The organism is Candidatus Coatesbacteria bacterium, from assembly GCA_014728225.1.
In the GTDB taxonomy this organism is placed as follows: domain Bacteria; phylum RBG-13-66-14; class RBG-13-66-14; order RBG-13-66-14; family RBG-13-66-14; genus WJLX01.
Map to the genome: position 1 here is coordinate 1 of WJLX01000146.1, position 9,673 is coordinate 9,673.

Here is a 9,673-nt window from a genome sequence, read left to right on the forward strand (position 1 = left end):
TCCCACGGTTACATCGCTGCAAAAACCGTGCCAGTTCCGGCGGCGGGGGTATTCCAGCGGCGCAGGTCCAGCTTGCGGTCTTGCGGCGCGATGGTTAAGGATCCAGGGGATGCAGGACGCCGTCGCGCAGTAACAGGGCGCGGTCGGCCCGTCGCGCCAGGGCCCGGTCGTGGCTGACGATGACGAAACCGGCGCCGTTCTCGGCGGCCAGGGCGAACAGCAGGTCCAGGACCCGATTCCCGGTCTCCCGATCCAGGTTGCCCGTCGGCTCGTCGAGGAGCACCAGCTCGGGTTCCTTGACCAGGGCCCGGGCGATGGCCACCCGCTGCTGCTCACCGCCGGAGAGCTTCATCGGTGAGTGGTGGAGGCGTTCGCCCAGACCGACCCGTCCGAGGATGGTCCCGGCCCGGTGGTCGGCCGCGGCGACGTCGACGCCCTGGGCCAACAGTGGCAGGGCGACGTTCTCGAGGGCGTCGAATTCGGGCAGCAGGTGGTGGAGCTGGAAGACGAAGCCCACGCTGCGCGAGCGCACCTGGGCCAGGCGGCGGTCGCTGCCACCGACGAGCTCCTCGCCGTTGAGGAGGACGGACCCCGCCGTCGGCCGATCCAGGGCGCCGAGGATGTGCAGCAGGGTGCTCTTGCCGGCCCCGGAGGCGCCGACGATCACCAGGGTCTCGCCGCGTTGGACCTCGAGGTCGACGGCGCTGAGGACCTCCAGGCGTCGGTCGCCGTCGATGAACTCCCGGGCCACACCCCGCGCCTCGAGCAGGCTACTCATAGCGGACGGCCTCCAGGGGATCGAGGCGGCTGGCGCGCCAGGCGGGGTAGAGGGTGGCCAACAGGGTGATCAGCATTGAGGAGCCGACGACGATCAGCACGTCGGGGACGGCGACCACGGCGGGCAGGTGGTCCATGTTGTAGAGGTCGGCGGGCAGTTCGATGAAGCTGTAGCGCTCGAGCAACCAGGCCAGCAGGGTACCCAGCGCACCGCCGATGATCGTCCCCAGGGAGCCCAGGGTGACGCCAACGCCGAGGAAGACGCCGCGCACCTGGCGCCGGTCGACGCCGAAGCTCTTCATCACGCCGATGTCCCGGGTCTTCTCCACGGCCAGCATGATCAGGTTGCTGATCACGTTGAAGGCCGCCACCAGGACGATCAGCACCAGGGCCAGGAACATGGCGAACTTCTCCAGCTCCATGGCCGCGAACAGGCGGGAGTTGGTCACCGTCCAGTCCCGGGCGTAGTACTCGGCGCCCAGAATCTCGTTGAGGCGGGCCGAAACGGCCGGGGCCTCGTAGATATCCTCGCAGCGGATCTCGAGGGCGGTGACCTTGTCCCCGATGCTCATGAACTCCTGGGCCAATTCGAGGGAGATGTAGGCCAATTGGGCGTCGTACTCGTACATCCCGGTGGAGACGACGCCGGTGATCTGCAGCTTCTCCATCTTGGGGGGGATCGGTGTCAGCGGGTCCCACTCTCCGGTGGGCATCACCAGCAGGACCTCGTTGCCGACGCCGACGCCCAGCTCGTAGGCCAGTTCCTTGCCCAGCACCACGCCGTGCCGCGGTGAATCACCGTCCAGAGCAATGTGGGGGATGTCGTCGCGGTGCGCCGGAGCAAAGGAAAACTCCCCTTCGACGGTCATGCCGGGCAGGCTGGTGATCCCGCCCTCCTGGTCGGGATCCACCCCGCGGAAGACCGCCCCCAGGGTGTTGCTTTTGTTGACCAGCATCCCCTCCATGTAGATCGCCGGCGCCGCCGCCGCCACGCCCTCGACGCCGCGGACGGTCTCCAGGGTCGACCGCCAGTCCTTCAGGGGACGGCGCATGTAGTTGATCACCGTCACGTGGGGATTGTTGGCGACGATCTTGGCCCGCAGGTTGACCTCGAAGCCCTCCATCACCGCCAGGACGATGATCAGGCTGGCCACGCCCAGGGCGATGCCGGCGACGCTGATCCAGGTGATCACGCGCAGAAAACCCTTGCGGCCCGAGCGCAAATAACGCAGGGCCACCCGGGACTCGAAGCGTCCCAGGCGGCCGACGGCCAGGATGGCGCCGCCGATGACCACCACGGCGCCCACCACCAGGGCGACGGTCAGCAAGGGGTTCAGGCTCTGGACGTCGGGGGTCACGGGTCGGCAAACCTCGGGGTTGTCTCGAACGGCTTATCGCGGGTTGAACGGAGCCGATGTCCGTTCCGGCGGCGCGCCGCGACCGGCTACGCCGGAACCGGCTCGACCGTTGCGCATCCGGAAGGTGCCCGCGCTTCTAGTCGTTCTCACTCGTCGGCGGAGCGGGATCGTAACCCGCGGCGCGCAGGCGTACGAGAAAAAATTCGCTGAAGCCGGCGGCCAGACCGAGGGCGCGCTTGGCCGCGGCGGCGCCGCCGACCTTGCGGCTGAGCTCCTCGAGCTCGACGGCGGGTTCGATCAGCGGATCACAGGTGATATCGATCTCCAGCAGCTCGTCGAGTAGGTGGGGCAGATCGCGGGTTGACGAGGGAACGTTCCCGCAGGCCGTCAGATAGGCCCGCATGGCCTGGAGTGCGGCTTCGTGACACAGGAGGCCGATCTCGGCGAAATCGATCTCTTCCCGGCTCTCGAGCAGATAACGAACCTCCATCAACCGCACCCGGGCCGACGTCAACAGCTCTTCCACCCGCTCGCGGTTCATGGCTCGCTCCTGGAAGGGTCAGCTCCGGGGACGCATCTGGGGGAACAGCAGCACGTCCTGGATGCTCGCAGCGTCGGTCAGCAACATGGCCAGGCGATCGACGCCGATCCCGAGGCCCGCCGTCGGCGGCATGCCGTACTCCAGGGCGCGCAGGAAATCCTCGTCGACGACGTTGGCTTCCTCGTCGCCGAGCTCCCGCTGGGCGGCCTGGGCCTCGAGGACCGCGCGCTGAATGTCGGGATCGTTCTGCTCGGTGAAGGCGTTGCCCAGCTCGAGACCGGCGGCGTGGGGTTCGAAGCGCTCGACGAGGCGCGGGTCTTCGGGCTTGCGTTTGGCCAGGGGGCTGATGTCGGCGGGGTAATCGACGACGAAGACGGGCTCCTCGAGCAGACCGTGCTCTTCGGCCAGCTCCTCGAAGGCCGTCATCACGATCTTGCCCGTCAGGGTATGTTCGGGGAACTCCCAACCGTATTCGGCGCAGATCTCCAGGGCGGCGGCGCGGTCCAGCTCCCCTGCGGGATCCAGCCCCAGGTCGACACCGGCGGCCGCGCGGATGCCCTCCAGCACCGGCAGCCGCTTGAACGGTTTACCGAAATCCAGGCTGCGGCCCTGGTACTCGACGACCTCGTCGCCGGTCAGCTCGAAGGCCAGGTGGCCCATCAGCGACTCGAACAGCCCCATCATGTTGGTGTAGTCCCAGTATGCGGCGTAGAGCTCGCACTGGGTGAACTCGGGATTGTGGGTCCGGTCGAGGCCCTCGTTGCGGAAGTCCTTGCCGATCTCGTAGACCCGATGCAGACCGCCGACGACCAGGCGCTTGAGGTACAACTCGTCGGCGATACGCAGGTAGAGGGTGGTGTCGAGTTTGTTATGGTGAGTGGTGAAGGGCGCCGCCGCGGCGCCGCCGTAAAGAGGCTGCAAGATCGGCGTCTCGACCTCGAGGAAGCCGCGCTCGTCGAGGAAGTCGCGCATCAGCCGCAACAGGCGGCTGCGCTGGGCGAAGCGCTCCCGACTCTCCGGATTGAGCAGCAGGTCGAGATACCGCTGACGGTAGCGGGTCTCGACGTCGGCCAGGGCGTCGTGACGCACGACGTTGCCCTCCTCGTCGACCTCCTCCTTGACCACGGGCAGGGGCCTGACGGCCTTGCTGAGCAGCTTCAAGCGCAGGACGCGCAGGGAGGGCTGTCCCGTGCGGGTGGTCATCGGTTTGCCGACGACCTGGAGGAAATCGCCCAGGTCGAGGAGCTTGACCAGACCGTAGAGGTTGTCGCCCAGGATGTCGTGCTTGAGGAACAACTGGATCTTGCCCGTGCCGTCGATCAGGTCGGCGAAGGTCACCTTGCCGTGGGAGCGCAGGGCCATCACCCGACCACAGAGCGTCACCTCGGCCTCGGTCGTCTCCAGAGCATTGAAGTCGTTGAGCACCCCGGCGATCTCGTGAACGTAACGGGCGCGTGCCGGATAGGGCTCGACGCCGCGACCGCGCAGCTCGTCAAGCTTGGTGCGGCGGTGGCGGATCTGATCCAGGGTTTCTTCCCGCCGTCCGTCGTGATTGTCGCTTGTGACCACGGTTACTCCCGTTCTGCGACTGTGAGACGTTACTGCTTGATATAACTATAGTTAACCGACTCCACCATGTCTCTTCGGTTGTGCCTATGCTACCATAGGGCCCCGATGCGGTCAACGACGGCGACCAACAGAGACTTGACCGGCGCCGTCCCGCCTGTTAGTAGTTGGATCGCCACCGGCGCCGGGCGACCCGCCCCGGCGCCCGCTCGAATTGCAGGTGAACCCGTGAAGCTCGACGTCACCGAGCGCAAGGTCGTGGCCCTGACAGCCGGGGCCCACTGGGTGACCCACGCCGCGATGCTGGCCCTGCCGGCCGCGGCCATCCTGTTCAAGACCCAGTTCCAGCTTAACGATTTCACCTACGGCCTGCTGGCCAACCTGAGCTTCCTGGGTTTCGGTCTGGGAGCCCTGCCCGCCGGCCTGCTGGTGGACCGCATCGGCCCGCGCAAGACCCTGCGGCTCTGTCTGGCGGGCATCGCCCTCGGCGCCGTCGTAACGGCGCTGTCCACGGAGCTGTGGTCGGTGATCGTCGGCACAACGCTGATGGGCCTGGCCGCCGGGCTCTACCACCCGGCGGGGCTGACCCTGATCAGCGCCAACCTGGCCCGGGACGCCCGGGGGATGGGCTACCACGGCATCGCCGGCTCCCTGGGGCTGAGCTCGGGTAACTTTATCGCCGCCGGGGTACTGGCGGCCTGGGGTTGGCCCGAGCTGTTCTGGCTCTACGCCGGACTCTGCGCCGTCGGCCTGGTCTACCAACTGGGCAGTGTCAGAAACATGGAGCTCAGCGAACCCCACACCACCGAAACCGAGGACGACGAGCCGCAACGTCCCCCCCTCGGCAAGGTGGCGCTGGCACTGATCGCCATGGCCCTACTGGGCTTCTCCTACCGGGGGATGGTCGTCTTCATGCCAATCTACTTCGGCGGCCAACTGCCCGTCGCCGGACTGACACCCGAGGTCGTCGGCAACCTGGCCACCGGCGTGGTGCTGATAGGCGGAGTGGCCGGGCAGTTCAGTGGCGGGATCATCGCCGAAAAACGCCTGCCGCTGCGCTCGGCGACCCTGCTGGCCGTACTGGCCGCGGCCTGCGCCCTGGCGGCGCGCTGGGTCGGCGGCTGGGGTACCCTCGCCGTCTCCGTACTGCTGGCCGCCGCCGTCTTCGCCACCCAGCCGATCACCAACGCCCTGATCGGTCGGCTGATGCCGGCCAAGCATCGCGGCAAAGGCTACGGCGTGGCCAGCGCCTTCAACTTCGGCTTCGGCTCCCTGGCCGCCAGCGCCGGCGGCGCACTGGCCGAAGCCACCAGCCTCGACAACCTGTTCCTGATGCTGGCCGCCAGCGCCCTGGCCGCCGCCCTGGTGATCTACCTCCTCAGACGCCGCGGCGGCGACGACTATGCCCGCCCGCGACGCAACACACCACGCGAGCCCCGCGACCGTTGAAAAACGCCGCCGGACACGGCAATTACCCTCGACACCGCCGCGCCGGAACTGGCACGGTTTTTGCATCTCGGCGACCGTTAGAGCGAGGATAACGGTTCGCCTCCGCAAAAACCGTGCCAGTTCCGGCGCTTGCAACTCGAGGATGCTCTAGTACTCCGGCGGCGTTTTTCAACGGTCGCGGGGCGGTGGTTACATGACGAACCGGACGGCGTCCGCCTTCCGGTTCGTTTGTTCAAAGCGTCACAGACACGGCGGTGACGGACAATCCCGCAACTAGTTGCGGTGGTCCCACCAGCTCAGAATCCACCAGCGCGGAGCGCCGTACCATTGATCGTGGCGCAGGGTGAGGAAATTGGCGTGGCCGTCGGCCTGGTAGGTGGTGTCCTCGAGGCGCAGCAGGAGATGGTAATCGACGCCGTCGACGGGCCATTCGTTTTCGGCGGAACCGGGTCCGGAGTAGTCGTCTTCGAAGTAGAGATCGAGGGTCAGGCCGTCGGCGGTCTCGAACATCCGCTCGGTCTGCTCGACCTCGGTTTCGTAACCCCAGCTTTGAGGCAGGCCGTGCTCGTAGACGTCGCCGGGGTCCAGATAGAAGGTGAAGTCATCGTCCAGCAGCCAGGAGTAACGCTCGGCGTCGCGCTGTTCGTAGCACCAGGCGATATTCTCGACGAGGTTGCGCGGCGCGGTCAGGGGCTGGTACTCGGGGGTACCTGGTTCTTTCTCCCCGGGGACGGTGAACAGGTCGCAGCCGCCTAACAGCAAGGCGACGAGGGCCAGCCAACCGATCGCCGATAATCTACGGTATCTCATCACGCTTTCCCGGTTGAGTGGTCATGGTATCATCAATATAGCACATTAGGCGGCGGCGCGCACGCTTGAAGTCGACGGACTTGGAGATATCCCGACCGTCGGGCTTCGGGTTCTCAGGGCTTCAGGCAGATGACCCGGCCGTCGTCGGCGCCCAGGTAGAGATGGTTCTCGGCGGCCAGCAGGTTGCTCAAGGGGAAGTCGGTATCGAAGCGTCGCAGCCGCTCGCCGCTGGCCGGATCCAGCTCGTAGAGGCTGTAAACCAGGGTCGGGGTGGCGATATCCTGGCCGGCCTCGCGGTACTGGGCCAAGACGGGATCGATGTAACCCCAGACTCCTTCGACCTCGCGCACGCCGACGGCGTAGAGGGCCTCACCGGAGTGGGCGAGGGAATCGATTCGCCCGGGGAAGGCCTTGCTCCAGATGACTTCGCCGTCGACGTTCACCGCGCTGAGCTGGTGGCGCTGACCTTCGTCAAGGTCCTGGCCCAAATAGATGGTTTCGCCGTGGGCGGATAGATTTCCGCCGTCGGTGGTCAGCTCGAGTTCGGCACGGATCCCGCCGGCGGCGTCGAGGATGATCAGCCGTCGATCGCTGATGACGGCCAGACCGCCGGCGAAACCGACGTGGGCGTCCAGCCGCTCGCCCGGGGGCTCCCAGCTCCAGCTCCGCCGCAGGTTTTCGGCTCGCAGGCGGTGGAGATCGTCGCCCTCCATATAGAGCGCTCCATCGGCGGTGAACAACCGGAAGGCCCGCCGGGGAACCAGCTTGACCTCGACCTGTCGGGTCAACTCCCCCGAGACCGGATCAATGATCGAGATCCGGGTGTCGGGCTCGACGTCACCGACAACCATCTCCAGGTTGACGCCCAGGTAGAGCCGGTCGTTCAGGTGGACCATGTTGTAGCGCTCGATGAAGTCGGGATCCCGGCTCCAGAGCTCCCGTCCCGTGGCGGCCTCCAGTTTGTGCAGGTCGGCGGGACCGTTGCCCGGGCTGTCGAAGGCGTAGACGGCGCCGTCGGCGACGAGGGGGTTGCCCTCGAGGGTGCTGGTCCAGAGCAGTTCGCCCGCCTGAGCGTCCAGGCAACGCAGGCCGCTCTGGTGGATTACGGCATGCAGCAGGCCCTCGTCGACGGTCAACAGGCGGGGTTTACCACCCTCGTTTCCTTCATAGACCCAGGCTACAACGTCGCTTTCCAGCAGGGGATCGGGCTCGAAGTCCCCACTGTCGACCTCTTCGGCGGCGGGTTCGACCACGGCCGGCGGTTCCTCTTCCTCGACGGTCTCCCCGCCGCCGCAGCCGGCGGACATCAATGCCGCGGCCGTCAGGATCAAGATGGTTTTCAGCGCGGACTTCATCGCCGCCTCCCGGGCTGTTGGCAACTCTAGAGTGCTGTCGGGCTTCATTACGTTAACGATAGCCGATGCGACCGTCGAAAGCAAGCCGCACCCCGGTGTGCTATCATTGTCCCGTTACCGACGATCAACCCCCCGGGAGGACACGATGACCGAGTTGACCCTCAAGCAGGCCCTCGAAATCGCCATCAAGAGCGAGAACCGGGCCAAGGAGCTCTACCTCAAGCTGCACGACAACGTCAATAACCTGATGATGCGCGACAAGCTCAAGTTCCTGGCCTCCGAGGAGCAGCGCCACCACGACCTGCTGACCGGCCTGTTCAAGGAGCAGATCGGCGGCGCCCCCGCCGAGCCCGATCCCGAGCTGCTGCCCAAGATGCGGATCGATGTCGACTTCGACGAGGCCGAGCTGACCGACCTCTGGCAGGCCGCCATGAACGCCGAAGAGGTCTCCGCCGAGCACTACGAGTCGCTCAGGGAGCGCGTCTCCGGCCGGGCCCAGGTGATGTTCAACTACCTGGCCAACGTCGAGCGCAGCCACTACTACCTGCTTAAGAGCGAGTACGACGTCATCGCCGAGATCGACGAGTACACCCGTATCGATGACGACCCCTTCGGGCTGAACATGATCAACCTGGGGCCGTAGGGTTTAGTATAGCAGAATACAAGAGGCGCATATTTATGCGCCTTTTGATGACTATAGTCTGTTGCTTTTTCTCTCTCTAGTTGCTAACATTTACAGTTAGTGATGTACTTACTTTTTAGTAAACAACAGATGATAAGGAGTTCATATGGATACCGAAACACGTTACGGAACAGAAGGTTGGAAAGAGTTTTTATCTAACAAGGATAGATTAGTTAATGCACTGAAGGAATCAATACGAGCTACACAATCACGTCCGACATCAACAGATAGAGGGCATACTGCTGAAGATAAGTTTAGGGAATTTTTAATAGATTTTTTACCAGATAAGTTTGGTGTTTGTAAAGGATTTATTCTACCACCTTATCCTACACGAAAAAACTATACTTTATATGAATATGATGTTATAATATATGATAAATACAACTCTCCATCATTGCTTGGAAAAGCAGACGAGCAAGGAAGGCGGCATATACCTTCTAATTTTGTGTATTGTGTTTTAGAAATTAAATCATCTTTTAATAAAAATTCTATAATATTAACATTTAATAAACTTCAAAAATTAGATAAGATACGTAATACATTACACCCAAATTTTGTATCTACTTCAGTATATTATAAGTTATTAGATAAGGATTTAGACTATTATAGTTTATTAGATATATATAATTCGCATATTATAGGCTCTCACTTTATCGGAAGTCTGATATTATATTGTCCTGCTATAGATAACGAATTGACTGGAAAAATTAGCATTAATTATTCTAGAAAAGAAAATAAGAGAATAATAAAGCCATTGGCTAAAAATATTGAGAATGGTAAATGGGCAACAAAAATAACGGAAGTTGAGGGACAGGAGCGGATAATGATAGGTTTTAGTATGAGGACAAATGAAAATGATGCGCGTATAATTAATGGTCCAGATAAATTAAATGTGTGTTTTGCCTATACTGTTTTTTCTGAATCCATTTATGTTGAAGACAATTATAAAAGTGCTTCATTAGCATGGTCTTATAATGAGTTCCCCATTTTTTTATTTGATTTAATACGAAGAATGGAGGGAACATACGATGGTAAAATACCTAGCTATCATTGTCTTAGCTTTCCTAAGGAATCCGATCCTGAGGAGTTTGATTTTCCTAGTGATGATGAATGAATTGGGGCGACCACACAGAAA

The 9,673-nt window shown here is 62.1% G+C and carries 9 protein-coding genes; 3 read left to right on the forward strand and 6 right to left on the reverse strand.

The window, feature by feature from the left end:
• Positions 1 to 94 precede the first annotated feature (94 nt).
• The 4 genes from GF399_10625 to lysS form a co-directional block, all read right to left on the reverse strand.
• The gene (locus GF399_10625) at positions 95 to 778 is read right to left on the reverse strand and encodes an ATP-binding cassette domain-containing protein (protein ID MBD3400769.1); all 684 of its coding nucleotides are present in this window, start codon (positions 776 to 778) and stop codon (positions 95 to 97) included.
• Positions 771 to 2,135 carry an FtsX-like permease family protein gene (locus tag GF399_10630; GenBank protein ID MBD3400770.1) on the reverse strand — a complete coding sequence of 455 codons (1,365 nt, stop codon included), beginning with the start codon at positions 2,133 to 2,135 and terminating at the stop codon, positions 771 to 773. Before GF399_10630 ends, GF399_10625 begins: the two co-directional genes overlap by 8 nt.
• 136 nt (positions 2,136 to 2,271) lie before the next feature.
• Positions 2,272 to 2,676 (reverse strand): HEPN domain-containing protein, encoded by a 405-nt coding sequence (locus tag GF399_10635; GenBank protein MBD3400771.1) that lies wholly within the window; start codon positions 2,674 to 2,676, stop codon positions 2,272 to 2,274.
• An 18-nt stretch (positions 2,677 to 2,694) separates the two neighbouring features.
• Complete coding sequence (gene lysS, locus GF399_10640; protein ID MBD3400772.1) at positions 2,695 to 4,203, reverse strand: lysine--tRNA ligase; 1,509 nt, start codon at positions 4,201 to 4,203, stop codon at positions 2,695 to 2,697.
• Between the two features lie 108 nt (positions 4,204 to 4,311).
• Here lysS and GF399_10645 point away from each other — a divergent pair, with 108 nt between their 5' ends.
• Positions 4,312 to 5,691, forward strand: coding sequence for an MFS transporter (locus GF399_10645; protein ID MBD3400773.1), 1,380 nt, complete (start codon positions 4,312 to 4,314; stop codon positions 5,689 to 5,691).
• A 273-nt stretch (positions 5,692 to 5,964) separates the two neighbouring features.
• On the opposite strand, the gene GF399_10650 is transcribed toward GF399_10645, so the two are convergent.
• Together GF399_10650 and GF399_10655 are read right to left on the reverse strand one after the other, a co-directional pair.
• Positions 5,965 to 6,501: a hypothetical protein gene (locus tag GF399_10650; protein ID MBD3400774.1), complete on the reverse strand. Its 537-nt coding sequence runs from the start codon at positions 6,499 to 6,501 to the stop codon at positions 5,965 to 5,967.
• 113 nt (positions 6,502 to 6,614) lie between these two features.
• Complete coding sequence (locus GF399_10655) at positions 6,615 to 7,904, reverse strand: PQQ-binding-like beta-propeller repeat protein (GenBank protein MBD3400775.1); 1,290 nt, start codon at positions 7,902 to 7,904, stop codon at positions 6,615 to 6,617.
• Here GF399_10655 and GF399_10660 point away from each other — a divergent pair.
• Positions 7,834 to 8,499, forward strand: coding sequence for a hypothetical protein (locus GF399_10660; GenBank protein MBD3400776.1), 666 nt, complete (start codon positions 7,834 to 7,836; stop codon positions 8,497 to 8,499). The genes GF399_10655 and GF399_10660 overlap by 71 nt on opposite strands.
• A gap of 145 nt (positions 8,500 to 8,644) precedes the next feature.
• On the forward strand, positions 8,645 to 9,652 hold the full coding sequence (locus GF399_10665; GenBank protein MBD3400777.1) for a hypothetical protein: 1,008 nt from the start codon (positions 8,645 to 8,647) through the stop codon (positions 9,650 to 9,652).
• The last annotated feature ends 21 nt before the right edge of the window (positions 9,653 to 9,673 follow it).

Coding starts and splice junctions, on each gene's coding strand:
- GF399_10625 (MBD3400769.1), bottom strand. CDS start 778: ATGAGTAGCCTGCTCGAGGCGCGGGGTGTGGCCCGGGAGTTCATCGAC.
- GF399_10645 (MBD3400773.1), top strand. CDS start 4,312: ATGTCTCTTCGGTTGTGCCTATGCTACCATAGGGCCCCGATGCGGTCA.
- GF399_10635 (MBD3400771.1), bottom strand. CDS start 2,676: ATGAACCGCGAGCGGGTGGAAGAGCTGTTGACGTCGGCCCGGGTGCGG.
- GF399_10660 (MBD3400776.1), top strand. CDS start 7,834: ATGGTTTTCAGCGCGGACTTCATCGCCGCCTCCCGGGCTGTTGGCAAC.
- GF399_10665 (MBD3400777.1), top strand. CDS start 8,645: ATGGATACCGAAACACGTTACGGAACAGAAGGTTGGAAAGAGTTTTTA.
- GF399_10655 (MBD3400775.1), bottom strand. CDS start 7,904: ATGAAGCCCGACAGCACTCTAGAGTTGCCAACAGCCCGGGAGGCGGCG.
- GF399_10650 (MBD3400774.1), bottom strand. CDS start 6,501: ATGAGATACCGTAGATTATCGGCGATCGGTTGGCTGGCCCTCGTCGCC.